We start from the raw sequence: 23610 nt of genomic DNA on the forward strand, positions 1-23610 counted from the left end.
GGCTGCGGAAGTGTATCTCCGCAGCCGATGTTGCGTCGCTTACCGCGTTGCGTAAGCGCCTGATGGCGCGCGTTTTTCAATGACTTGACACCCCCCGGGTCGATAGCCACCTAATGTCGGCGGCGAGCGAAAATTCTCTTCCAGATTCGCCTCAGTTCCGATCCGGCGAGCCGGTCCAACGCGAAAAACGGACCGATCGGTTTTGCGGATCACCTCGGCACCTTGTGGCGGTTGCGCATGAGCATGGCGGGCTGCGTGCAAGGGGGCAAAGCAAAAGGAAAAGGCCATGACTAATCCAAAACCCAGGCCAACCATCGTTCATGGCGAAACGCACGCCTATCCCGTGCTGCCGCTGCGCGACATCGTCGTCTTCCCGCACATGATCGTTCCGCTCTTCGTCGGTCGCGAGAAGTCGATCCGCGCGCTCGAAGAGGTGATGAAGAACGACGCGCTGATCATGCTCGCGACGCAGAAGAACGCGTCCGACGATGATCCGGCGCCCGACTCCATTTACGAGACCGGTACGCTTGCCAGCGTGCTGCAGCTCTTGAAGCTTCCCGACGGCACCGTGAAGGTGCTGGTCGAAGGGCTCGAGCGTGCGCGCGTGCAGAAATACACCGATCGCGCCGACTATTACGAAGCGACCGCCATTGCGCTGGCCGACACCGATGCGAAGTCGGTCGAGGCGGAAGCGCTGTCGCGCTCGGTCGTGTCCGACTTCGAGAGCTATGTGAAGCTCAACAAGAAGATCTCGGCCGAGGTCGTCGGCGTCGTGCAGGCGATCACCGATTTCGCCAAGCTCGCCGATACCGTTGCCTCGCATCTCGCCGTCAAGATCGCGGATCGCCAGGGTATCCTGGAGACGCTGTCCGTCACCACGCGCCTGGAGAAGGTGCTGGGCCTGATGGAGAGCGAGATCTCGGTGCTGCAGGTCGAGAAGCGGATTCGTTCTCGTGTCAAACGACAAATGGAGAAGACCCAGCGCGAGTATTATCTCAACGAGCAGATGAAGGCGATCCAGAAGGAACTCGGCGACGACGACGGTCGCGACGAGCTCGCCGATCTCGAAGAGAAAATCGCCAAGACCAAGCTCTCCAAGGAAGCGCGCGAGAAGGCGCAGCATGAATTGAAGAAGCTGCGCCAGATGTCGCCGATGTCCGCGGAAGCGACCGTCGTGCGCAACTATCTGGATTGGCTGCTGTCGATCCCGTGGAACAAGAAGTCCAAGGTGAAGAAGGACCTGGAAGCGGCGCAGGCCATCCTGGACTCCGATCACTACGGACTGGAGAAGGTCAAGGAACGTATCGTCGAGTATCTCGCGGTGCAGTCACGCGCTAACAAGCTCACGGGCCCGATCCTGTGCCTGGTCGGGCCTCCCGGCGTCGGCAAGACCTCGCTCGGCAAGTCGATCGCGAAGGCGACGGGGCGTGAGTTCGTGCGCGTCTCGCTCGGCGGCGTGCGCGACGAGGCCGAGATCCGCGGTCACCGCCGCACCTATATCGGCTCGATGCCCGGCAAGATCATCCAGTCGATGCGGAAGGCGAAGTCGTCCAATCCGCTGTTCCTGCTGGACGAGATCGACAAGATGGGCGCCGATTTCCGCGGCGATCCGTCCTCGGCCTTGCTCGAGGTCCTCGACCCCGAGCAGAACGGGACCTTCAACGACCACTATCTCGAGGTCGACTACGATCTGTCCAACGTGATGTTCATCACGACCGCGAATACGCTCAATATTCCGGGCCCGCTGATGGACCGCATGGAGATCATCCGGATCGCGGGCTACACCGAGAACGAGAAGGTCGAGATCGCGCGCAAGCATCTGATCCCGAACGCGGTGTCCAAGCACGGCCTGGACTCCAAGGAGTTCTCGATCGACGACGACGCTCTGCTGCTTTTGATCCGCCGCTACACCCGCGAAGCGGGCGTGCGTAATCTGGAGCGTGAGCTCTCCACACTCGCCCGCAAGGCGGTGAAGGAGCTGATGATCTCCAAGAAGAAGTCGGTCAAGGTCACCGAGAAGACTCTGGAAGAGTTGCTCGGCGTGCCGAAGTACCGCTTCGGCGAGATCGAGAGCGAGCCACAGGTCGGCATCGTCACCGGCCTTGCCTGGACCGATGTCGGCGGTGAGCTGCTCACCATCGAAGGCGTCATGATGCCCGGCAAGGGCAAGATGACGGTCACGGGCAATCTGCGTGACGTGATGAAGGAGTCGATCTCGGCGGCGGCGTCCTACGTCCGCTCGCGTGCGATCAACTACGGCATCGAGCCGCCGATGTTCGACCGCCGCGACATCCACGTGCACGTGCCTGAGGGCGCGACGCCGAAGGACGGTCCGTCCGCGGGCGTCGCCATGGCCACCGCGATCATCTCGGTCATGACCGGCATCCCGGTCCGCCACGATGTCGCGATGACCGGCGAGATCACGCTGCGCGGCCGCGTGCTGCCGATCGGCGGCCTGAAGGAGAAGCTGCTGGCTGCGGCCCGCGGCGGCATCAAGACGGTGCTGATCCCCGAGGACAACGCCAAGGATCTCACGGAGATTTCCGATGCGATCAAGGGCGGCATGGAGATCATCCCGGTCTCGCGCCTCGACGACGTCGTCGCCAAGGCGCTGGTGAAGAAGCCTGTGCCGATCGTCTGGGAAGAGGACACCAAGGTGACGGTGAAGCCGGACGGCGATGAAGCCGCCGGCGGCCTGACCGCTCACTGAGGCTCAGCGAAAAGATGATAGAACGGCGCCTTCGGGCGCCGTTTTTGTTTTGCGGGCAAGGGGGAGGAGGCCGATGCAGATCGACGGGCAATGCCATTGCGGGACAATCACCTTTGAGGCCGAGGTCGATCCGGAGGAGGTCTCGGTCTGTCACTGCACCGATTGTCAGACGCTGACCGGCTCGCCGTTCCGGGTGACGGCCGTCTGTGCCGGCGCTGATGTCCGCCTGACCGGCGGCACGCCCAAGGTCTACGGCAAGCGCGGCGACAACGGCCGGATGCGCTTCCAGCACTTCTGCGCCGATTGCGGTTCCCCGTTGTTCACCAGCGGCGAGGGCGATGAGGCCGACGATTGGGGCATCCGGTGGGGCAGCATCCGCCAGCGCGACAAGTTGCGCCCCGTCAGGCAGATCTGGTGCCAGTCCGCGGCGGTGTGGATCGACGCGGTGCCGCTGCTGCCGGGGAGGCCGCAGGATTGAGGTTGGTTTGCCGAGCCGAAGCTCGCGGCTCAAAAGCCCGCCTTCGCCCGTTGGGCTTTCGGCGCGGCAGCCTGCGCTCGCTTCGCGCCACGAGCACTAATGCTGGCTTGCCGAGTTGCTGGCTTGCCGAGCCGTAGCTCGCGAAGCGAGCGAAGGCTGGTGGGCGGTCACGGATTCGAACCGCGGACCCTCTCGGTGTAAACGAGATGCTCTAACCAGCTGAGCTAACCGCCCCACGGCGCCTCTTTAGCGCCTCGGCGGGTGTCGGAGCAAGGGCCGAGCGCGCCCGAAGCGGCGGCGATCGTACTCGCCGCCGCTGCGCAACGCCTCGGCCTGGAACCCCGCCTGATGTCAGGCTGTCTTGGTGAACATCGTCAGGACGCCGTCGGCGATGTTGATCGCGACGACTTGCGACGAGCTCAAGCCCTTGGCCTTGAGCACGGAGGCTGCTTGCGGTGTGGCGTCGATGGACTGCCGGAGCGACTGGATGTCCTTGTCGCTTGTGTGCGCCACGAGTTCATCGACCTTCGCGCGCACGGCCGGCTGCAATTCCTTGACGTCCACAACCTGTATGCTCCGGATCTCCGTGCTGGACTGCGTGGACGGCTGTTCCGCGCCGGGTTGCGACGATGCGCCCTGTGCCTGCACCAGAGCCGGTGTTCCGAGACAGAGAGCTGCAACGATGACGGATGCCGTGAAGCTGCGCATGGTCATGCCTTTTCCAGTTTGAGGAATGGCGAAACCTATCGATGAAATCTGGTTGGCATCTGATTTCGATGTGGCCGTTCGGTGAAACCAATGCGGCCGCAATGCGCACAGGTGAGACCGGCTGCGCAGGCTTCGGTGATGTCTACGGCAAGGGGGTAGCTTAATTGGTTAGGACATCTCGTTTACACCGAGAGGGTCCGCGGTTCGAATCCGTGACCGCCCACCAGCCTTTGCTCGAAAGCGAGGCAACACTTCAACGTCGATGCCAAAAGGTCGAACAGCAATCAGACCACTCGACGAGGACAGGTGTTCCAGTTTGCAAGACTCGCCTTCGCCGCGCTGCGCCCGCGGCGTTCACTTCGACAGGCACGATGCGACCGGGAGCGACGTGCACCGCAGGCATATCCACCTGCGCAACAGGCGGTGGCCCAATGAAATGCACGCGGGGGGCGGCCTTGAGCGAGATCGGCAACGATTAGAGAGGGAGCGGAATGCTGGCACCAGGAAAGTGAAGAACAGCCAACTCTGGGGCCGAACGGGCCGGCACCAAAATTCGACCCGGCTAAACTCCTGAAGCTGCCGAAGAGTTAGGGACACACTTCCCTGTATCCGACCGATCCCGCACCCGACGAGCTCCCACCCTCGACCCGGCATCCCGATTTGACCGGACGACAGCCTGCGTTGCCGCATATAAGCTGCCCGCTTGCCTGAGGCTTGGATGGTTTGGCTTCCGTTTGCTTGCGCTCAGTATCCCGCTTCTTGGCGTCCTCGCGCGTCGCAACCGGTTTCTTGTCCTGCACCTTCTCGCATTCATTGTCGTCATTGACGCGGTAGCCGGCGCGGCAGGCGATCTTGGTGCATGTGTCGCCGTCTGCCTTGAAGCCGCGATCGCAGATCAGCGGGCAGACGCGGCCGGGCTTGGCCTTGATCGCGTCCAGCGCATCGAAGCTCGCGAGCTTGGCATCGAATTTGGTGCCGGCATATTTGTTGAATAGCGCCAGCGAACGTTGTGACGAGGCATTCCAATCGCCGTCTGCGGAAGCCGTCAGACAGCCGACACGGCGGAGCTCCGACTGCACCAGCTTTGTCGTTTCCTGCGGCGACATCGCCGGCAGAGTCGAAGAGGGCGCAACCGCTGCCACTTTCTGCTCCGTGTTGGCGGAGGCCTGTTTCTCGGCGGCCTGCTTGGCGGCGAGCTCAGCTGCGGCCTTGTCGCTCGCGAGTTTCTCGGCCAGCGCCTTCTCGGCAGCCTGCTTCTCGGCCATTGCCTTCGCGACTGCCGCCTCGGCTTCTTTCCGGCGTTGCTCGGCTGCGGCCGCCTTGGCTTCCTCGACCTGCTTGGCCTTCTCGGCGGCGAGACGCTTGTCCTCGGCCGCCTTGGCCGCGGCCGCCGCCTTCTCCTGCTCGGCCTTGGTGGCGCGCTCGGCTGCGAGCCGGGCCTTCTCCTCTTCCGCCTGCCGGGCCTTGTCCGCCGTGGTCGCGCGGGTTTCTTCGGCAGCGATCTTGTTCAACTGGCCTTTGGCGAGATCGGTATAGAAGCCGCTCGGAAAGCGGTTGAGGAAGGCGGTCCATCCGTCGCGTGTCCCAAGCTGAAGCGCCAATTCGTAGTCGCGCCGGATCTCACTGTCGGGGTTGGCCTGGGGGCCGGCGACGACCTGTTTCGTCGCAACCAGCGGCACGTCGTCGCCGCCCAGCGAGCCATAGACATAGGGCTCCTGCTTGTAGCCGGTGTCCTTGAGGACATCGTCGCGAACGAAGCCGAAGGCCTTGCGCAGGTCGAGCCCCGGCGTCGGCAGGCGTTCGACCAGCGCTGCGGCAAACGGGCTGTTTTTGGAGTTGCCGTCCGAGGCCGTCGAGCCCGCCTTCGCCGCGAAGGCGACCATGGTGTTCGGGCTGGTCGGCTCGACCTTAGCGAGACCGCGGCCGATGGCGCGCGCGGCGATCGTGCGTTTCATGGTCTTGGCAAAGGGATTGTCGCGGCAGGCATCGAGGATGACGAGGCGAAGCTGCTTGGCCGGTTCGACCGCGAACAAAGCGCGGTCCAACGGCAGCGTCTCGTCGAAGACATCGGTATCGGTTTCCAGCGCGGCGTCGGTCGGAACGAGATAATTGTTGCCATCCAACTCGATCCCGTGACCGGCATAATAGATGACCGCGACGTCGGCCTCACGCGCTTTGCCACCGAAGTCGCGCAGCGCCCGCCGCATCTCGGCGGCATTGAGATCGAGCTTGATGTCGACGAGGTCGAACCCGGCCTTCTTCAACATGCCGCCGACCGCCGAGGCGTCGTTCACCGGGTTGGTCAGCCGAGGCGCGCTCTTGTAGGCGGAATTGCCCATCACCAGGGCGACGCGCTTTTCCGCGTGCGCCGGGCCGCAGCCGAGGCACAAGACCGTCAATGAAAATAGAAAAAACCGAAACGCGCCCATTGCAGCCCCAAATCGCAATGTGACCAGAATAGTCCAGAGCATGCCATCAAGGCAAAGCCCCCTATGTGACCAACGTCACAGGCGTCCGGGCCAGCCCGCGCCATGATCGACTTGCAAGTCACAACGGAGGGTTGGTCCAATGTGTGCGCTGCTTGATTTCATTTATCGCTATTGCTGCCGGGCGTGCCTGCGCGAAGCGCGTCGCATGAGCCGAGGCCGTTCGACCAACGCAATCTCGTAATTCCGGGCCCGGCGTGCGACCCGCCTTGACTCCTTGAAGGGGTGCGCCCGCCATCCCGACGTGGTATCGCCCCTGTGCGGTTGCAAAACCGCGACGGGATAAGCATCGCGAATGGGAATGACCGGGAACACCATGCAGCAGCCAAGCGGCCACGAACAAAACGCCGACCAGATCGCCTATTGGAACGGCCCGAGCGGCCAGCGCTGGGCCGATCGCCACGCGGCGCAGGAGAGCCTGCTCGGACCGATTGCCGCCGCCCTGATCGAACGCGCCAAGCCGAGGCCCGGGGAGCGCGTCCTCGATGTCGGCTGCGGCTCCGGCGCGACGACGTTCGCATTCGCCAAGGCGGTGGCACCCGATGGGTTCGCGCTTGGCCTCGATGTGTCCGAACCGATGCTGTCTCAGGCGCGCGCTTTCGCGCCAAAAGGCCTGCCGCTGGATTTCGTGCTGGCGGATGCGACGGTGCATCCGTTCGAGCCGGCGAGCTTCGATCTGCTGGCCTCGCGCTTCGGCGTGATGTTCTTTGCCGATCCCATTGCCTCCTTCACCAACTTGCGGCGCGCGCTGAAGCCGACCGGGCGGCTCGCCTTCGCCTGCTGGCGCGAGCCGAAGGAAAATCCGTGGATGATGGCGCCGCTGATGGCGGTCTACAAGCATGTGCCCAAGATGCCGCCGGTCGGGCCGGAGGAGCCGGGTCCGTTCGCCTTCGCCTCGGAAGAGCGCGTGATGCGCATCCTGAAGGGGGCGGGCTTCGTCGACATGGCGATGGACCCGCACAATCTGGTGATGGATGTCGCGATCGGCGGCGGCCTCGATGCCGCGGTTGATGGCGCCTTGCAGATCGGGCCCGCCAGCCGCGCGCTGCAGGGACACCCGCCGGAGACGTATGCGGCTGCAAAAGCCTCGATCCGCGAGATGCTGGCGCCGTTCCAGAAGGGGCAGAGCGTCGCGTTGCAGGGCGCGATCTGGATCGTGACCGCGAAGGCGACGTAGTCGCCCCCGAACTCCCGGTTGCGAGCATTGACGATGAATCCAGCACTGAACCAGCGCACTGGTCTTTGGTCCGCCTTGCCCCGGTGGGCAGTCTCTATTGCGTGGTTCTGGGTCTGGGTTTGCGCAATCGGCCTGGTCTTGATGGTTCATCTTGCTTTCCTGATGAACTGGCCGGATCACTTCATCCACGAGGACAGCGCGGCCTATATCATACAGGCCGAATCCATCCTGAGAGGACAATATCTCGAGGATATGATGAAGCGGCCGTACGGCGTGGCCGCCTTCCTTGTGCTGCTGTCAAAACTGTTCGGCCCGCACATCCTCGTCTTCGTCATCGCGCAGCACCTGATGAGCGTCGGCACTGCGCTTTTCGTTGCAGGGATCGTGCGTTTTGCCGGCGCGCCGCGTTTCTTCGCGCTGTTGGCCTTTTGTCTGGCGGCGTTGCACGGCCGCATCGTCCACTACGACAACACGATTGGTGCGGAGACGATATCCAACTTCCTGGTCAGTCTTGCGGCCTTCATCGCCGCGGGCGCCGCCTTGAGGAAATGGCCGGCGTTGCCGGCCGCAGCGGCCGTGGGCTTGACGCTCGGCGCCGTGATGACATGCCGGTCGGCCGCAATAGGTCAGGCTGCGGTCATTCTGTTGTGGCTGGTGGTGGTGCTGGACGCAGGACTGCTGCGCCGGCTTGGCGTGCTTGCACTGGCAGGCTTTTTCGCCTCGGCCGTCTACCTGACGCCGGCGGCGATCAACTTGGCGATCGGCAAACGCCCCGCCGGCAACGAGATCGTTGCCGCGATGGCCTTCGTGGTCGGCTATTCCGGCGATTTCGAGCACGGCGTTCATCTCGACCGGAAGGCGCAGGCGCGGGGATACGTCGAGCAGATGCGGGCTGCGGACACTCCTCAGGGATGGCCCGACACCGGTGTCTATCAGTGGCCGTTCGGCGCGATACACCGGCTGGCGAAGCCCGGCGACAGCGAAGTGGATATCGAGCGGATCGTGCGTGACATCTTCATCGAAACGCTGACGACGCCGTCGACGCTCTATCGACACCTCACGAAGCACTTTCTCCGGGAAATGTACTTCCTGCTGTTCGACGCAAATTCGGTTGCGCGGCGGACGCCCAATCCGCAGGGCTACGAATATTTCATGGACCGCGACAGGTTCCCGTTCTTTGGCAGCCCGACCGGGTTGAAGTCCGGACAGTTGGTTCACGACTACTACAAACCCTGGTGGCCACTGTCGCGGCTGCTCTCCGCGGATCGGCTTCAGCTCACCCTGAACCGCCTTTTTGCGCGTGGCTACGCGCCCAACTCGGAGCTGGTCGCGCTGTGCTGCGGGGTGCAGGTTTCGACCGAATACGACGATTTCCCGGGTCCGATCTGGTGGCTGTCCTCGGCGACACTCGGCCTCGCTCTCGTGCTTCTGATTGGCGTCCCTGCGAGCCATGCGGGTTTGGTTCGGTGGCCGACCGGCCGCCTCGTTGCCGGCGGCAGTTTGATGATCCTGCTGGCGTTGGCCAGCGCCGCGTTTCCGACCTTCCTCGTTTATGGGCTCAATCGCTACGCGTATTACGTCATTCCCTTCCTCGCCGGCTCGAGCGCGATCCTGGGGAGTGTGCTGTTCGATTGGCTCAGGGCCGGGGCCAAGGCCGAGCGGGCCGAGCGCGGCGAGGCATAGACGCGGTCACACCACATCATCCGGCGCCAGCGCGCAGCCATTGTCCGGATGGGTCTCGACCTGAAGCGTGGTGTGGCCGATGCGATGGGTCGTCTTCAGGAGCTGCGCCGTCTCCATCAGGAAGGCATCGCCGGCCCCAGTGGGCATGACGAGGTGGCAGGTCAGCGCCGTCTCGGTGGTCGAGATCGGCCAGACGTGGAGATCGTGGATCGCCGTGACGCCAGGACGCGCGAGCAAGAACGACCTGATCGCGGCGAGGTCGGTGCCCTTGGGCGCTGCCGCCATCGACATGTCGACGGAGCCGCGCAACAGGCTGGTCGTGCTCCACAGGATAGTGGCGCAGATGACGAGGCTGGTGACGGGGTCGAGCCAGAGCCAGCCGGTCCAGATGATCAGTGCCGCCGACACTACGACGCCGAGCGAGACCGCAGCGTCGGCCGCCATGTGCAGATACGCGCCCTCGATGTTGATGTCGTCCTTGCGCCCGCTTGCGAACAGCATGGCGGTAAAACCGTTGATGAGGATGCCGATGCCGGCGACCACCATCACGGTGACGCCCGCGACCGGCTCCGGCTCGCGCAGGCGCAGGATCGCCTCCCAGCCGATCGCGCCGGTCGCGACCAGTAGGAACACCGCATTGGCCAGCGCCGCCAGAATGGTGGAGGCGCGAAATCCGTAGGTGAAGCGGCCGCTCGGCGCCCGCTGCGCAGCGATCGACGCGCCCCAGGCCACGACCAGGCCGAGCACGTCGGACAGATTATGGCCGGCGTCCGCGAGCAGGGCGGTGGAGTTGCCGACATAGCCGTAGACCGCCTCGGCCACCACCAGCGCGATGTTGAGCGCAATGCCGATCGCGAATGCCTTGCCGAAATTCGCAGGGGCATGGACATGGCCGTGACCGTGGTCGTGACCATGGTCGCCATGATCATGGTGGTGATGACCGTGATGGTCGTGGCTGCCCAATTCTAGCGCTCCCCGGAAGCCGCCAAATCAGGCGCCATTGTAGGCGTTTCGTTTGCGACGTCACGGCGGAACAGCACGTAGAGCGCCGGCAGCACCAGCAATGTCAGCACCGTCGAGGAGATGATGCCGCCGATCACCACGGTCGCCAGGGGACGCTGCACCTCGGCGCCGGCACCGGTCGCGAGCGCCATCGGCACAAAGCCGAGCGAGGCGACCAGCGCCGTCATCAGCACCGGGCGCAGCCGCGTCAGCGCTCCCTCGCGCACGGCGTCCGCGATGGGCCGCCCCTCGCTGCGCAGCCGCTCGATGAAGGCGATGATGACGAGGCCGTTGAGGACAGCGACGCCCGACAGCGCGATGAAGCCGACGCCGGCGCTGATGGAAAGCGGAATACCGCGCAGCAAGAGCGCGGCGACGCCGCCGGTCAGCGCCAGCGGCACGCCGGAAAACACCAGCGCCGCGTCCGCCGCCGACCCCATGCCCATGAACAGCAGCAGGAACACCAGCAGCAGCGCCACCGGCACCACGATCATTAGCCGTTTTGTCGCGGAGACCAGCTGCTCGAACTGTCCGCCCCAGCCGATCCAGTAGCCGGGTGGCAGCTTGACCTTCTCCGCGACCGCCGTCTCGGCTTCGGCCACGAAGGAGCCGAGGTCGCGCGCGCGGACATTGGCGGTGACGACGATCCGCCGCTTGCCGTTCTCGCGGCTGATCTGGTTCGGGCCGGGCGTCGCATCGACGGTTGCGACCGACGACAGCGGCACATAGCGCATCTGGGTGAGCGGGGAGGCCGACAGCGCGGTGCGAACGGCCGTGCCGGTCGCTGCGTCCTCGCCGGGCGGCAGCGGGATCGGGATCGCCCGGATCGCCTCGAGATTGCCGCGTAGATGCTCCGGCAGGCGAACCACGATGTCGAAGCGGCGGTCCCCCTCGAACAGCTTGCCGGCCGACTTGCCGCCGACGGCGATCTCGACGATGCCCTGCACCTCACCGACGCTAAGGCCGTAGCGGGCGAGCGCCTGGCGATCGAGGCGGACGGTGAGGATCGGAAGCCCTGCGACCTGCTCGATCTTGACGTCGCTGGCGCCGCGGATGCCGCGGATCGCGGCCTCGACCTGCTTGGCCGCGCCTTGCAGGATGTCGAGGTCATCGCCGAAGATCTTGACGCCGACGTCGCTGCGCACCCCCGAGATCAGCTCGTTGACGCGGAACTGGATCGGCTGGGAGATCTCATAGGCGCTGCCGGGAATGTCGTCGGCGGCCCTGTCGATCGCTTCGATCACCTCCGATTTCGATTTGCCCGGGTCGGGCCATTCGGCGCGCGGCTTCAGCATGATGTAGCCATCCGTCTGCGCCGGCGACATCGGGTCGGTGGCGATCTCGGCGGTGCCGATGCGGGTGAAGAACTCCTTCACCTCCGGAATCTGCGTGATGCGCTTTTCCAGTGCCTTCTGCAGGTCGAGGGATTGCGTGAGACTGGTGCCGGGAATCCGGATCGAGGCCAGCGCGACGTCGCCTTCGTCCAGGCTCGGAATGAACTCGCCGCCCATCCGCGAAGCGGCGATGCCGCTTGCGACCACGATGAATGCGGCCATGACGGCGACCGCGAGCCGGTTGTCGATGGCAAAGCGGAGCAGGGGGAGGTAGGCGCGCTTGGCCATGCGCATGAACAGGTTTTCGTGCTCGGACACCTTGCCGGTGACGAAGATGGCGACGGCCGCCGGCACGAAGGTGATGGAGAACAGCACGGCTGCGCCCAGCGCCATCAGCACGGTCAGCGCCATCGGCGTGAACATCTTGCCCTCGACGCCCGTCAGCGTCAGCACGGGCAGATAGACCACGGCGATGATCAGCGTTCCGAACAGGCTCGGCTTGATCACCTCGCTCGACCCGCGCATGATCGCGCGCAGCCGCTCAGAGGTCGTGAGCAGGCCGCCTTTCTCGCGCTGGGCCGCGGCCAGCATGCGCAGGCAATTCTCGACGATGATCACGGCACCGTCGACGATGATGCCGAAGTCGATCGCGCCGAGGCTCATCAGGTTCGCGCTGACCTTCGTCTCGACCATGCCGGTGATCGTCATCGCCATGGACAACGGAATGACGCAGGCCACCACGAGGGCGGCGCGGATGTTGCCGAGGATCAGGAACAGCACGGCCACCACCAGGGCGGCGCCTTCGAGGAGGTTGTTCCGGACCGTGCGGATGGTGGCTTCGACCAGATCGGTGCGGTCGTAGACGGTTCGTGTCACGACGCCATCGGGCAGCGATTTGGCGATGTCCTCGAGCCGGGCTGCGACGCGGCGCGCCACCGTGCGGCTGTTCTCGCCGATCAGCAGCATGGCGGTGCCGAGCACGGTCTCCTCGCCATCGCGCGTCGCGGCGCCCGTGCGCAGATCGCGGCCTTCCGTGACGGTCGCGACGTCCCTGATCCGGACAGGATTGCCGCCGCGCGAGCCGATGACGATGTCCTGGATCTCGCTGATATTGCCGACCTGGCCCGGCGAGCGAACCAGATATTGCTCGCCGTTGCGCTCGATATAGCCGGCGCCGACATTGGCGTTGTTGGCGGCGAGCGCCGTCATGACGTCGCGAAAGCCGAGCCGGTAGGCCATCAGTTTGCCCGGGTCCGGCAGCACGTGGAATTGCCGCTCGAAGCCGCCGATGGTGTTGACCTCGATCACCCCTGGCACGTTGCGAAGCTGCGGCTTGATGATCCAGTCCTGCACGGTGCGCAAATCGGTCAACGAATAGTCGTGACCGCCTTGCGTCTTCGCACCCGTCTTGGTTTCCACGGTGTACATGAAGATCTCGCCGAGCCCGGTCGAGACCGGACCCATCGCGACCTCGACGCCAGCCGGAAGCTGGTCCTTCACCTGCTGGATGCGTTCGCCGACGAGCTGGCGGGCGAAAAAGATGTCGGTGCCGTCCTTGAAGACGACCGTCACCTGGCTGAGGCCGTAGCGCGACAGCGAGCGGGTATAGTCGAGCTTGGGCAGTCCGCCCATCGCGGTCTCGACGGGGAAGGTGATGCGCTGCTCGGTTTCGAGCGGCGAATAACCGGGCGCGCGGGTGTTGATCTGGACTTGGATGTTGGTGATGTCAGGCACCGCGTCGATCGGAAGGCGCTGGAAATTCCAGGCCCCGAAAGCGATGGCGCCGAGCGCGAGCAGGAGGACCAGCCAGCGCTGATGCAGCGAGACGGCGATCAGGCGCTCAATCATGTTCGGCCTCGCCCTTGCCCATCTCCGCCTTCACGACGAAGCTGTTCTCGGCAACGTAGTGCTCGCCGGCCGACAGGCCGGCCTTGATCTCGACATGGCGCGGATCGGAATCGCCAAGTTCAACCGGGCGTGCCTCGATCTTGTCGCCGTCCTCGCGGACGAACACGATGGTCCGGTTCTCCAGCGTCTGGATCGCGCTGCGGCGCACGGCGACCGCGACGTTGCGTGCGGCGAGGATCAGCCGCGCCGTGACGAACAGGCCGGGGCGCAAGCGGCCATCCGGATTTTGCAGCACCACGCGTGCCAATGCGGTTTGGGTCTCGCTCGAGCCGATCGGTGCCATGTAGGAGATCGTGCCCTTGATCTCGCCGCGGCCATCGTCGGGATCGATCAGCACCTCGTCGTTGAGGTGGACGCGCCGGAGGTCCTGCCGGTAGATCGACAGGTCGACCCAGATGGTCGAGAGGTCGGCGACGACGAAGGCCGGCTTCTGTTCGGAGGCGTATTCGCCGAGCGAGATCTGCCGCTCGATGACGGTGCCGGCAATGGGCGCTTTCAGCTCGTAGACGGTGAGGCTCTGGTTGCTCTCGATCGCGGCGAGCAGATCGTCCTTGCCGACCTTATCGCCGATGCGCTTCTGGATCGATTTGGCGAGGCCCGGAAAGCGCGGCGTCACCTGCACCACGGCTTCCTGGTTGGCGCGCAGAATGCCGTTGAAGGCGAGCGTGTCGGTCAGGGTCGCGCTCGCGGCCTCGGCGAGCGTGACGCCCGCGGCCGCCAGCTTGACGTCGGAGATGCGGATGCGGTCGGCGCCGTGCTCATCCTGCTCGACATGGTCGTTTGGCTTCTTTTCGGAATGTTCAGTGTGCTCGGTATGCGCGGGCGTGGCCGGCGCGAGCAGGGAGTAGCCGTAAGCCCCAAGCGCGGCGGCAACGATGGCGACGAGAATGGTGGAGGAGGTCTTCATCGTGCGCTCTCCCGCGCCAGCGTGAAGGGATTGCCGACGAGGCCTTCGATGGTCGCAACGCCTGCGTGGAAATTCTGAAGCGCCTCCTGCTCGCGCAGGCGCGCCTGGGTGACGCTCGCCTGGGCGTCGAGCACCTCGAGCAGGGTGAAGCGGCCCTGGCCGTAGCCTTGCGAGATCGCCTCGGACGCCTCGACGGCCTTGGGAATGGCGGTCTCGCGCAGCACCGCGAGCTCGCGTAGCGAGCCTTGCAACGAGTCATAGGCGCGGCCGGCAATCACGATCAAGGTGTTGCGGTTGGCCTCGCGCTCGGCCTTGGTCTTGGCGAGGCTTTCCTGCGCCGAGAGGATGTTGCCCTGGTTCTGGTCGAACACGGGGATCGGCACCGAGAGGGAGAGCCGCACCGCATCGTCATTGGTCTCGTTGAAGTGGCGCCAGCCGGCCGCGATCCGCACGTCCGGATAGGGCTTGAGCCGGGCCAGCAGCAGCTCGGCATTGCGCTGGGCAAAGACGGCGGTCCAGCGCACCAGCTGCGGATTGGCGTCGATGGCGGCGACAACCGACTGGAACGTCGGCGGCTTGCCCATGGTGTCGAGCCGGCCGGAGACCTCGCCGAATTTCGCTGCGGGATCGCCCATCAGCACCGCAAGCTCGCGCCGGGCGCTGGCCAACGTTGCCTTGAAGCGTTCGCGGTCCGCCTTCACCAGGGCGGAGGCGACTTCGGCGCGGCCGGTCTCGGCCGGCGAGGAGGCGCCGGCCTCGACGCGGCGGCGCAAGAGCGGCGTCAAGCGGTCGATCGCGGCAATCTGCTCGTCGAGGATCTGGATGCGCCGCTGCGCGCCGAGCACGCTGAGGAAGGCGATCGCGGTCTCCGACAGCACCTCCAGCCTGACAGCCTTGCGCTGGATCGCGGCAACCTCGATACCGGCCGCGCCGGCCGCGACCCGCGCGTCGCGCTTGCCGAACAGCTCGAAGGCCTGGCTGATCTGGAGCGTGGTCTCGGCCGATCGCGTCCCGCGGTACTTGCCGGAGCCGAATGAATCGTCCTGCTCGTAGGACAGTTCCGGATTGAGCAGGGCGCCGGCCTGGATGCGCTGGCCCGTGGCGATGCCGACGTCGCGCTCCGCCGCCGTCAGCCGCGGGCTCGCGGCCAGCGCGCGCGACAGCGCGCTCCGCATCGTCAAAGTCTGGGCGTGCGACGGCGCAATCGCCGATCCAGCAATCAGACACGCCACCGCGCACGCCAGGCGCGCGGCCATTCTCCTGCGAAACATAAAACCGACCTGTGAAGGATGAACCTAATGGGCGCGGACGCCCGACCAATCCGTTCAGGCAATATGTTTGGGAGGCGGGGAATCGGTATCGGGGGTAATTCCGGCGAGCCGGGGCGCATGCTGCGGGCTCGATGCGGCTGCAGGCGCGACCGATGTGGCCGCGGGCGCCGGCTGTGTCACCGTCAGCGAGAAGCAGCCATGGCAATGATGTCCGCCGATGGCCTTGTGGTCACTATGGCCCGTGGGGCCATCAAGGACCGCGGCGATCTCCGAGCCGCCGCCGGGCGTGGTGACGTCGATGTCGTGCGAGCCATGCAGCGCGCTCGCGAGCAGGTAGACGACCGCGATCAGCACAGACAGCAGCCCGCGCCAGTTGCGCTGGCGGCAAGTTCCTGAGGGCTGGCGGTTCGCGGGCACGACGTCACTCTGGTTGCGGTCTATGCCCGGCCTAGCATGGGGGCGGGAACAGTGTCGACCCGCAACATTGTTACGTCCCTTGAAGAATTGCCGCAGTCCTGGCCGAAACGCCGGCGCGTCTCATTGACGGGTGATCAGGCCGAGTTGAGCGTCGGCCGCCGCTTCGCATGCCACCTCTGGAACATCGCCGGTGTCGCCGGCTTCGGCCGAGACGATTGCGCAACGGCCGGCTTCCATTGCCCGCTCCAGCCATTTGATGGCTTCATCAATCCATCTGTCGTGCTGCTCGGGATCGGCGATCGCCTTTTCCCGAAATGCATCTGCCTGATGAAGGCACGCCGTTCTGCGGTCCACGCGGCTCTCCCCGATCCGGAGGTTCCGCCCCGGTGGCATCCTTTATGATCGGAGAGCCGGCGTCGTTAACATAGGACAGGAAGCGCAAAAGGAAGGCCCCAGCCCGGGGCTGACCGGCTGAGGCCTTCGTGCTCACAATCTTCATCCTTGGGACTTGAGTAGACAATGCGCATCGGGCCGGTTCGTTCCGCACCTCGATGCCGAATTAGGAACGTTCCTCATTCCTCCCGATTAGCGATCAGGAATGTTGAGGAGGATGGGACTATGGACGGACTGATTTATCTGATCGGCCTGATCGTCGTGATCATGGCGATCCTGTCGTTCTTCGGCCTGCGCTGAGAGAACGGCAATGGAAACGCTCGTACGGGAAGACATGATGGAGGGCGGCGGGGCGGCGTCCGACAACCGCCGGACCATCCAGTGGAGCTCGGTGTTCGCAGGCGCTCTCGCCGCCGGTGCAATGTCATTCATCCTGATCGGCTTTGGCGTCGCGGTCGGCCTAGGTGTCAGTTCAAGCTCGCCGACATGGCGCGATGCCTCGGCGGCGCTGGCGCTGCTGTCCGGGCTGTACCTGATCATCCAGGCGATCAGCTTCGGGTTCGGCGGCTACATCGCCGGCCGGACGACGCGACCGGCGCCCGCGGTGGCGACGATCGAAGACGATGGCGAACGACGGGACGGCCTCCACGGGCTGACCTCCTGGGCCCTGGCCGTGCTGGCTGGCGCGGCTCTGCTCGCGCTGCTCGGCGCTGCCGCGATCGACCGTTCGCCGATGCGCAGCTCGGCAAGCAATACGTCCGCGGCCGAGCCGCTGCTCAGCTATGAGCTCGACAAGCTGTTCCGCGCGCCGCGTCGTGCCCCGAACATCGATCTGAGGGAGGCGCGCGCTGAGGCGGGACGGATTCTGATGACGTCGTCCAGCCACAGCGGAATCAGCACCGACGACCGCGCCTATTTGGTGCAGCAGGTTGCTGGTCTGACGGGGCTACAGGCCCCCGACGCCGAACGGCGGGTCGATGCGCTGATCGCGGCCTCCAAGACCGCCATCAACCGCGCGCGACGCAATTCGATCATCGTGGCGTTCTCGGTCGCGGCCGCGACCCTGATCGGTGCCGCGGTGGCGTGGGCGGCGGCTGTGGCCGGTGGACGGCATCGCGATGGCGAACCATTGCCGAACTGGATGGCGAGCTCAAATCGCTTCCATAGCAATCCGCGCGCAATGCCGGTGCCGTAAGCTCTGAAACAAATGGCCGGGCGTAAGCCCGGCCATAACGGACGGAAGCCTCAGGCCTTCTCCTCCCAGATCATCGCGAGATGCACGATGGTCTGCACGGCTTTTTCCATGTCCTGCCGGCTGACCCATTCGAGTCGCGAATGAAACGCGTGCTCGCCGGCGAAGATGTTGGGGCAGGGCAGGCCCATGAAGGACAGGCGCGAGCCGTCGGTGCCGCCCCGGATCGCTGTGCGCATCGGGCGCAGGCCGGCGCGGCGGATCGCTTCGATGGCGTATTCGAGCACGTGCGGGTGACGGTCGATCACCTGCTTCATGTTGCGGTACTGCTCCCGCACCTCGAACGTGTAGGTCGAGCGCGGATAGTCCTTCATCACGTCCTTGACGATGGTCTCGAGCAGGACCTCCTTCTCCTTCAGCCCTTCCTCGGTGAAGTCGCGCACGATGAACGAGAGCCTCGCCTGCTCCAGCGCACCCTCGATGCCGATCGGATGCAGAAAGCCCTGCTTGCCCGAGGTCGTCTCCGGCGAACAGCCTTCCTTCGGCAGCCGCTCGACGATGGCGGCCGCGATCTTGATCGCATGCTCCATCTTGCCCTTGGCGTAGCCGGGATGGGCGCTGACGCCGTTGATGGTGATGGTGGCGCCGTCGGCCGAGAAGGTCTCGTCCTCGACGCAGCCGGCGCTTTCGCCGTCCATGGTGTAGCCGAAATCGGCACCCAGCTTCTTGATGTCGACATTGTCGACGCCGCGGCCGATCTCTTCGTCCGGCGTGAACAGGATCTTGATGGTGCCGTGCTTCACATCGGGATTGTTGATGAAGAAGTGCGCGGCATCCATGATCTCGGCAACGCCCGCCTTGTTGTCGGCGCCCAGCAGCGTCGTGCCGTCGGTGGTGATGATGTCGTTGCCGATCTGGTTCTTCAGCGCGGGATGCTCATTGAAGCGGATCACCTGGCTGGTGTCGCCCGGCAGGGTGATGTCGCCGCCGCGATAGTTCTTCAGAACTTGCGGCTTCACGTCCTTGCCGGTGACGTCGGGCGAAGTGTCCATGTGCGAGCAGAAGCAGATCACCGGCACTTTCTTGTCGGTGTTTGCCGGGATCGTTCCGTAGACGTAGCCGTAATCGTCGAGATGCGCGTCCGCGACCCCGATGGCCTTGAGCTCGGCGGCGAGCACGCGGCCGAGATCCTTCTGCTTCTCGGTCGAGGGCGAGTGAGGGGATTCCGGATCGGACTGGGTGTCGATGGTGACGTAGCGCAGGAAGCGCTCGGTCACGGTATGCGAAAAGGTGAGGGAGGACATTTCTGGTCAAACCGCCGGGGTCAGGGGGAGCAGCCGGTATACCAGAAAAGCGGGCCGCGTTGCGGCAGGAAGGAGGTGGGATCAGGCTTAACGAAGAGTAGCCTCAGATCGCCTCTTTCAGTTCCTTGACCGGGCGGAAAGTGACCTTCTTGCTGGCCTTGATGTGGATCGGCTCGCCGGTGGCAGGATTGCGGCCGGTTCGGGCGGCGCGCTTGCGGACCCGGAGGATGCCGAGCCCGACGATGCGGACGCGGTCGCCCTTCCTAAGGTGCTTGGCGATCAAATCGACCATGTCGGTCAGGACCGCCTCGGCGTGCTTTTTCGACAGGTCCTGGCTCTCGGCGATATCGGCAGCGAGGTGCTTGAGCGTGATGGTAGCGGGAGCAGCTGCCTTCTTCGCCGAATCCTTCTTGGCCGTATCCTTTTTAGCCATGACTGGCCTCCTCGGTTGTCCAATGACAGGGTATCCCTGGAAAAGCCGAGAATGCGTGGGGATCCCTCTAAGTCCTTTGAGACGTAGACGATTCGGGCGCGGGCTGACTATGCCGAGAGTTCCCGCCAGCGGCAGGCAATCGCCGGCGCAGATGCGGCCGAAGTCGAGGAGTTCAAGCTAAGACTATGAAGGGGTTGCCAAAATGGCGCGAGAGACGGGGCTCGAACCCGCGACCTCCGGCGTGACAGGCCGGCGCTCTAACCAACTGAGCTACTCCCGCGTGGTTCGCTCGATGCGCGCGGAACGAGGGGGGAATTAAAGGCGGGGCTGAGTGAAGTCAAGGACGTTGCGCTGGCACGATGCATCTCGGCTAAGCATTGCTCTGGAAAACGAAAAAGGCCGCCCGGAGGCGGCCATCGGTCAGCCCGAAAGAGGACGTATCAGCGAATCTCGGACGTCCCCGCGCTCGTCACCACCACCGGCTTGCCGGCCTTGATGACGTGGGTGGACTGGGCGGTCTGGCTGTAATCGGCATTGGTGCGGGCTGCGATCCCGAAGGCCGCCACTGTGATGCCGGCCACCAGCGCCACCACCACGATCTTCAGGTGGGTCGCACGATCAGCAGAGTGAATTGAGTGGTTCATCTGAGCCTCCCGACGGGCTTTGCCGCCGTCTGTAGGCTCATGTCTTAAGGACCATCTGTTTCCGGATGGTTTCGCGGGTTCCGCAAAATGGTTTCATCATTACGCCCGCTTGGTTGCGCCAGGCTGGCGGCCGGAACGGCCTTCAGGCCGCCGCCCGGCCGATATCGTTCCGGATCGTGCGGGCGGCCCAGATGAACAGGAGGGCGCCGAGCGTGGTCGTGACCGCCGCCGAGAGCAGGGAATAGCGCACGGCCTCGGCGCCATAACTGCCCTTCAACGCGTCATTGACCATGCCGACCGCGAGCGGGCCGACACCCTGGCCGAAGCAGGTGGCGGTGAGCGCAATCAGCGCGGAGGCGAGCGCGCGCATGCTGGGCTTGGCCACCGTCTGCGCGATCGCGAAGATCGGGCCGAGATGGAAGCCGACAAGGAACGAGGTCAGCGCCAGCATGGCGACCATCATCGCAAAATCCTGCGTCAGCATGCACAGCGCGAACACGGGGCCAGCGAGTCCCGAGGTGATCGCGGGCGCCCACAGCTTCCAGCGGTCGTCGCGGCGGCTGACTTGCGCCACGACGAAGCCGCCGAGCAGGGTGCCGGCCATGCCGGCGAGGCCCTTGAAGGTGCCGGCATAGGTGCCGATCTCGGCGCTCGACAGATGATGCACGCGCGCCAGGAACGGCGGGATCCAGGCCGCGGTCGCGTAGTTCGTGTAGGTGGTGAGGCAGAAGCCGATCAGGACGATGATGAAGCTGCGCTGCGAGGCGAGAAAGCGCAGCGTCGGCCCGAGCGGCTCGGGCACGAAACTCTCCTGCATCGCGCCGCGCTTCGGCTCGGAGATCGTCAGCCACAGCACCAACGCGAGCAGGATACCGGGCAGGCCGGCGACATAGAACGCCATCAGCCAGCCATAGTGCTGGTTGACGTAGCCGCCGATGAAATAGCCGAGGAAGACGCCGAGATAGGTGCCGATGGCGTAGATGCCGAGCGCGCGCGGGCGCTCGTTCTTGGCGAATAGATCGGCGACGATCGATTGCGAGGCCGGTGAGCCCGCGGACTCGCCGATGCCGACGCCGATGCGCGCCAGCGCCAGCGAGGTCACGCTGGTGGCCGCGCCGCACAGCGCCGTCATCGCGCTCCAGAATGCAAACGCGACAGCCACGATGTTGCGGCGGTTGAGCCGGTCGGCAACGCGCGCGATGGGAATGCCGAGCAGGGAATAGAACAGCGCAAAGCCGAAGCCGGCGAGCAGGCCCATCATGGTGTCGCTGAGGGCGAACTCCTTCTTGATCGGCTCGATCAGGACGTTGAAGATCGTGCGGTCGAGGAAGTTCAGCGCGTAGATGATCGTGAGCAGCCCCAGCACGTAATAGCGCCGCGCCGGGGGCTTTGCCGCGGCAGCCGTTTGCACCGACATCTGTGACGTCACATCGACCATCGCTTCCCCCAATTTGTGTTTATTGTCGTTAATGGTCCAGCCCTGAAGTAGGGGCTGGAAGGTCAGCCTTCGCGGATGTAATTCCCCGCTTCGAATTCGACCGGCGGCGCGCCGGTATCGAACGAGACGCCGATCGGATCGCGGCCTGCGGCGAGCGCATCGAGCTGGTCGCTCAGCATGCGCCGGATCAACAGGATGCCGCGGTCGCTCTGGCCGAAATGCTCCTCGGAATGGACCGTCACCTTGCCCTGGCCGACCTGGGCCTCAAAGTCCCCCGGGAATTGCTGGTGCTCGGCTTCCGTCATGTCCCACCAGTACTTGCCGTTGAACTTCGAGCGCATGCGGCTGATATCGCCGGGAGCCTTGACGCGGCCGGCGACATAGATCCGGAAGGAGCCGTCGTCGATCGGAAGCACCCAGCCGATCGACTCGACGCGCGCGAACTGCGCGACGCGCGGGTTCGGCACGACGCGTAAGGTCGGCAGCGCAGCCTCGCTGACGCGATAGAACACCTTGCCGTCGTCCTGCTGGCGCTCGGAGCGCACGAGGACGCCGCGCGGCGATTTCTCGAACTTCACCTCCGGGATCGACGCCATCATGTTGGTGAATTGCGGGCCCGAGAACGAGCCGTGCAGCACCGGCACGTGATAGGGATCGACCACGTTCTCGAAATGCTGGAGCCAGTTGCAGGGGATGACGGCGGGACCGCCGCCGCCGATCGAGGAATCATCGGCCTCGACCATCTCGCTGTCGTCCATCTTCTCCAGGCATTCGTAAGCCGGCAGCACCGGGCGTTTCTCGGCCGGGCCCATATAGGCGAAGATCAGCCCGTAGCGTTCCTCGACCGGATACCAGGGCTGGCGCACCTTGTCCTTGAACTGACCGCCATCGGGCTCGCAGGGCTGCTCCAGGCAATGGCCCTCGGTGTCGAACTTCCAGCCGTGATAGCAGCAACGGATGCCGTCCTCCTCGACCTTGCCATAGTAGAGCGTGGTGCCGCGGTGGCAGCAGCGGGCGTGCAACAGACCGGCGCGGCCATGCTTGTCGCGGAACAGCACCAGATCCTCACCCAGTGCGCGCACTTTCTTCGGTGTGTCGGTGGCGTCACCGACGAGCCCGACCGGGTGCCAGTAGCGGCGCAGCAGCTCGCCCATCGGCGTGCCGCGCGCGACCGAGGTGAGCTCGGTGCGGGTGTGCGCCGGCTTCATCGCATAGGCCGTGCCGAGGTCACGATCCCGCTGGGTGATGGTCATGCTGGTCCTCCCGCTTTGGCCGTGATGGCCGGGCCTTTTCGGCACCTTGGGTCCAGTGAAAGATAATTCGATGACATTGTCAACGATCTTCCGAAATGCCTCTAAGTCGCATTTGATGAGGCGGCCGGCCGGGCTTGGCAGGCTCGGACTTGCAGGCCCAGACTTGCAGGCTCGGACTTGGCAGGCTCGGGCTTTCTTGGCAGAGGTGGATCATGAGCCAGATCGAGAGCAGAGGCGGGGCGACGTCGCCCGCAGACGAGAACGAACCGTCGGCCCCGATCACCGTGATGCTGTCGTCGCGACTGATGGTGCTTGCCAATCTGCTCAAGCGCGGTGCGATCCTGCGCTACAAGCGCCTCACCGGATTGTCCTCGGTCGAGTTCGGTCTCGTCGCCTCGCTCGGCCGCCGGCCGCCGATGAGCGTGGCACGGCTTGCCGAAGCCGTCGGCCAGGACAAGGGACAGATCAGCCGCGCGCTGGCCAATCTGCTCTCGCGCAAGCTGATCGCGAAATCGGCTAATCCGAAAGATAGCCGCGAAGTGCTGATCTCGCTGACCCCGGCGGGTCTCGCCGCGCATGATGCGATCGTCGAAGGCGCGCAGGAGCGCAATCGCCGCCTGCTGGAACAGCTGAGCGAAGCCGAGTTCCACACGCTGCTGGGGCAGGTCGACCAGCTCACGGCGATTGCCGCCGAGATGCTCGAGAGCGAGAAGAACGCGCGCTGATCTTCCAGCAATCTCTGGACATGTTGGATCGCTTCTAAGAGCCTTTCTAAGAAGCTTTCAATTAGGGAATTCTCGCGCGCTCCCATAAGCGTCGCCTCCAAGCGCATGCCGTCCGGGGACAGGCGGCATGACGCATCGAACATGCAG

At 64.9% G+C, this 23610-nt stretch carries 20 protein-coding genes and 2 tRNA genes; 7 read left to right on the forward strand and 15 right to left on the reverse strand.

Translation table 11 applies throughout. From position 1 onward, the window contains the following. The first annotated feature begins 286 nt into the window (after positions 1-286). Together lon and CV770_RS15095 are read left to right on the forward strand one after the other, a co-directional pair. Positions 287-2710: an endopeptidase La gene (gene lon, locus CV770_RS15090; RefSeq protein ID WP_091965275.1), complete on the forward strand. Its 2424-nt coding sequence runs from the start codon at positions 287-289 to the stop codon at positions 2708-2710. A 73-nt stretch (positions 2711-2783) separates the two neighbouring features. After that, on the forward strand, positions 2784-3188 hold the full coding sequence (locus tag CV770_RS15095) for a GFA family protein (protein WP_104462889.1): 405 nt from the start codon (positions 2784-2786) through the stop codon (positions 3186-3188). A 157-nt stretch (positions 3189-3345) separates the two neighbouring features. Here CV770_RS15095 and CV770_RS15100 read toward each other — a convergent pair. From CV770_RS15100 to CV770_RS15110, 3 genes are all read right to left on the reverse strand, one after another. Continuing rightward, positions 3346-3422: transfer RNA gene (locus tag CV770_RS15100), tRNA-Val, on the reverse strand. 117 nt (positions 3423-3539) lie between these two features. Beyond that, the gene (locus tag CV770_RS15105) at positions 3540-3902 is read right to left on the reverse strand and encodes a hypothetical protein (RefSeq protein WP_018320121.1); all 363 of its coding nucleotides are present in this window, start codon (positions 3900-3902) and stop codon (positions 3540-3542) included. 581 nt (positions 3903-4483) lie between these two features. Continuing rightward, the gene (locus tag CV770_RS15110) at positions 4484-6325 is read right to left on the reverse strand and encodes a caspase family protein (RefSeq protein ID WP_201759866.1); all 1842 of its coding nucleotides are present in this window, start codon (positions 6323-6325) and stop codon (positions 4484-4486) included. A gap of 373 nt (positions 6326-6698) precedes the next feature. Between CV770_RS15110 and CV770_RS15115 the strand changes: the two genes are divergently transcribed. Both CV770_RS15115 and CV770_RS15120 read left to right on the forward strand, forming a co-directional pair. Continuing rightward, positions 6699-7559, forward strand: a complete 861-nt coding sequence (locus tag CV770_RS15115) for a class I SAM-dependent methyltransferase (RefSeq protein ID WP_104462909.1) — start codon at positions 6699-6701, stop codon at positions 7557-7559. Positions 7560-7700: 141 nt separating this feature from the next. Then, positions 7701-9242, forward strand: coding sequence for a hypothetical protein (locus CV770_RS15120; RefSeq protein ID WP_104462891.1), 1542 nt, complete (start codon positions 7701-7703; stop codon positions 9240-9242). Positions 9243-9248: 6 nt separating this feature from the next. On the opposite strand, the gene CV770_RS15125 is transcribed toward CV770_RS15120, so the two are convergent. The 6 genes from CV770_RS15125 to CV770_RS15150 all read right to left on the reverse strand — a co-directional run bounded on the left by CV770_RS15125 (position 9249) and on the right by CV770_RS15150 (position 16435). Continuing rightward, complete coding sequence (locus tag CV770_RS15125; RefSeq protein WP_201759867.1) at positions 9249-10205, reverse strand: cation diffusion facilitator family transporter; 957 nt, start codon at positions 10203-10205, stop codon at positions 9249-9251. A 2-nt stretch (positions 10206-10207) separates the two neighbouring features. Continuing rightward, on the reverse strand, positions 10208-13426 hold the full coding sequence (locus CV770_RS15130) for an efflux RND transporter permease subunit (protein ID WP_104462892.1): 3219 nt from the start codon (positions 13424-13426) through the stop codon (positions 10208-10210). Further along, complete coding sequence (ihpB, locus tag CV770_RS15135; protein WP_104462893.1) at positions 13419-14393, reverse strand: divalent metal ion exporter adaptor subunit IhpB; 975 nt, start codon at positions 14391-14393, stop codon at positions 13419-13421. The genes CV770_RS15130 and ihpB overlap by 8 nt, the downstream gene beginning before the upstream one ends. After that, on the reverse strand, positions 14390-15664 hold the full coding sequence (ihpA, locus tag CV770_RS15140; protein WP_104462894.1) for a divalent metal ion exporter subunit IhpA: 1275 nt from the start codon (positions 15662-15664) through the stop codon (positions 14390-14392). Before ihpA ends, ihpB begins: the two co-directional genes overlap by 4 nt. A gap of 54 nt (positions 15665-15718) precedes the next feature. Next, positions 15719-16081 (reverse strand): hypothetical protein, encoded by a 363-nt coding sequence (locus CV770_RS15145; RefSeq protein ID WP_104462895.1) that lies wholly within the window; start codon positions 16079-16081, stop codon positions 15719-15721. Between the two features lie 120 nt (positions 16082-16201). After that, the gene (locus CV770_RS15150; RefSeq protein ID WP_104462896.1) at positions 16202-16435 is read right to left on the reverse strand and encodes a hypothetical protein; all 234 of its coding nucleotides are present in this window, start codon (positions 16433-16435) and stop codon (positions 16202-16204) included. Positions 16436-16600: 165 nt separating this feature from the next. Between CV770_RS15150 and CV770_RS42140 the strand changes: the two genes are divergently transcribed. Both CV770_RS42140 and CV770_RS15155 read left to right on the forward strand, forming a co-directional pair. Then, entirely contained in the window at positions 16601-16774 is a 174-nt protein-coding gene (locus tag CV770_RS42140) for a hypothetical protein (RefSeq protein ID WP_161499995.1), read from the forward strand. Between the two features lie 10 nt (positions 16775-16784). Next, the gene (locus CV770_RS15155) at positions 16785-17669 is read left to right on the forward strand and encodes a hypothetical protein (RefSeq protein WP_104462897.1); all 885 of its coding nucleotides are present in this window, start codon (positions 16785-16787) and stop codon (positions 17667-17669) included. Positions 17670-17719: 50 nt separating this feature from the next. Here the strand turns inward: CV770_RS15155 and pepT are convergent, their stop codons facing one another. From pepT to CV770_RS15185, 6 genes are all read right to left on the reverse strand, one after another. Then, positions 17720-18970: a peptidase T gene (gene pepT / locus CV770_RS15160; protein ID WP_104462898.1), complete on the reverse strand. Its 1251-nt coding sequence runs from the start codon at positions 18968-18970 to the stop codon at positions 17720-17722. 103 nt (positions 18971-19073) lie between these two features. Beyond that, positions 19074-19403, reverse strand: coding sequence for an HU family DNA-binding protein (locus CV770_RS15165; protein ID WP_104462899.1), 330 nt, complete (start codon positions 19401-19403; stop codon positions 19074-19076). A 203-nt stretch (positions 19404-19606) separates the two neighbouring features. Then, positions 19607-19683: transfer RNA gene (locus CV770_RS15170), tRNA-Asp, on the reverse strand. A gap of 160 nt (positions 19684-19843) precedes the next feature. Then, positions 19844-20047 carry a hypothetical protein gene (locus tag CV770_RS15175; protein ID WP_018320134.1) on the reverse strand — a complete coding sequence of 68 codons (204 nt, stop codon included), beginning with the start codon at positions 20045-20047 and terminating at the stop codon, positions 19844-19846. Between the two features lie 142 nt (positions 20048-20189). Beyond that, a complete protein-coding gene (locus tag CV770_RS15180) occupies positions 20190-21485 on the reverse strand; it encodes a spinster family MFS transporter (RefSeq protein ID WP_104462900.1) in 1296 nt (431 codons plus the stop codon). A gap of 62 nt (positions 21486-21547) precedes the next feature. Next, complete coding sequence (locus tag CV770_RS15185) at positions 21548-22738, reverse strand: aromatic ring-hydroxylating dioxygenase subunit alpha (protein WP_104462901.1); 1191 nt, start codon at positions 22736-22738, stop codon at positions 21548-21550. 212 nt (positions 22739-22950) lie between these two features. Here CV770_RS15185 and CV770_RS15190 point away from each other — a divergent pair, with 212 nt between their 5' ends. Then, positions 22951-23463 carry a MarR family winged helix-turn-helix transcriptional regulator gene (locus CV770_RS15190; RefSeq protein ID WP_091965288.1) on the forward strand — a complete coding sequence of 171 codons (513 nt, stop codon included), beginning with the start codon at positions 22951-22953 and terminating at the stop codon, positions 23461-23463. Positions 23464-23610 lie beyond the last annotated feature (147 nt).

The sequence above is a fragment of the Bradyrhizobium sp. AC87j1 genome, assembly GCF_002936975.1.
GTDB classification, from domain to species: domain Bacteria; phylum Pseudomonadota; class Alphaproteobacteria; order Rhizobiales; family Xanthobacteraceae; genus Bradyrhizobium; species Bradyrhizobium shewense.

Bases quoted from the DNA above. Each gene is read 5' to 3' on its own strand.
- lon (WP_091965275.1), top strand. From the start codon at position 287: ATGACTAATCCAAAACCCAGGCCAACCATCGTTCATGGCGAAACGCAC.
- CV770_RS15175 (WP_018320134.1), bottom strand. From the start codon at position 20,047: ATGAACCACTCAATTCACTCTGCTGATCGTGCGACCCACCTGAAGATC.
- CV770_RS15190 (WP_091965288.1), top strand. From the start codon at position 22,951: ATGAGCCAGATCGAGAGCAGAGGCGGGGCGACGTCGCCCGCAGACGAG.
- CV770_RS15115 (WP_104462909.1), top strand. From the start codon at position 6,699: ATGCAGCAGCCAAGCGGCCACGAACAAAACGCCGACCAGATCGCCTAT.
- ihpB (WP_104462893.1), bottom strand. From the start codon at position 14,393: ATGAAGACCTCCTCCACCATTCTCGTCGCCATCGTTGCCGCCGCGCTT.
- CV770_RS15105 (WP_018320121.1), bottom strand. From the start codon at position 3,902: ATGACCATGCGCAGCTTCACGGCATCCGTCATCGTTGCAGCTCTCTGT.
- CV770_RS15120 (WP_104462891.1), top strand. From the start codon at position 7,701: ATGGTTCATCTTGCTTTCCTGATGAACTGGCCGGATCACTTCATCCAC.
- CV770_RS15185 (WP_104462901.1), bottom strand. From the start codon at position 22,738: ATGACCATCACCCAGCGGGATCGTGACCTCGGCACGGCCTATGCGATG.
- CV770_RS15095 (WP_104462889.1), top strand. From the start codon at position 2,784: ATGCAGATCGACGGGCAATGCCATTGCGGGACAATCACCTTTGAGGCC.
- ihpA (WP_104462894.1), bottom strand. From the start codon at position 15,664: ATGTTTCGCAGGAGAATGGCCGCGCGCCTGGCGTGCGCGGTGGCGTGT.
- CV770_RS15180 (WP_104462900.1), bottom strand. From the start codon at position 21,485: ATGGTCGATGTGACGTCACAGATGTCGGTGCAAACGGCTGCCGCGGCA.
- CV770_RS15110 (WP_201759866.1), bottom strand. From the start codon at position 6,325: ATGGGCGCGTTTCGGTTTTTTCTATTTTCATTGACGGTCTTGTGCCTC.
- CV770_RS15165 (WP_104462899.1), bottom strand. From the start codon at position 19,403: ATGGCTAAAAAGGATACGGCCAAGAAGGATTCGGCGAAGAAGGCAGCT.
- CV770_RS15155 (WP_104462897.1), top strand. From the start codon at position 16,785: ATGGAAACGCTCGTACGGGAAGACATGATGGAGGGCGGCGGGGCGGCG.
- pepT (WP_104462898.1), bottom strand. From the start codon at position 18,970: ATGTCCTCCCTCACCTTTTCGCATACCGTGACCGAGCGCTTCCTGCGC.
- CV770_RS42140 (WP_161499995.1), top strand. From the start codon at position 16,601: ATGCGCATCGGGCCGGTTCGTTCCGCACCTCGATGCCGAATTAGGAAC.
- CV770_RS15130 (WP_104462892.1), bottom strand. From the start codon at position 13,426: ATGATTGAGCGCCTGATCGCCGTCTCGCTGCATCAGCGCTGGCTGGTC.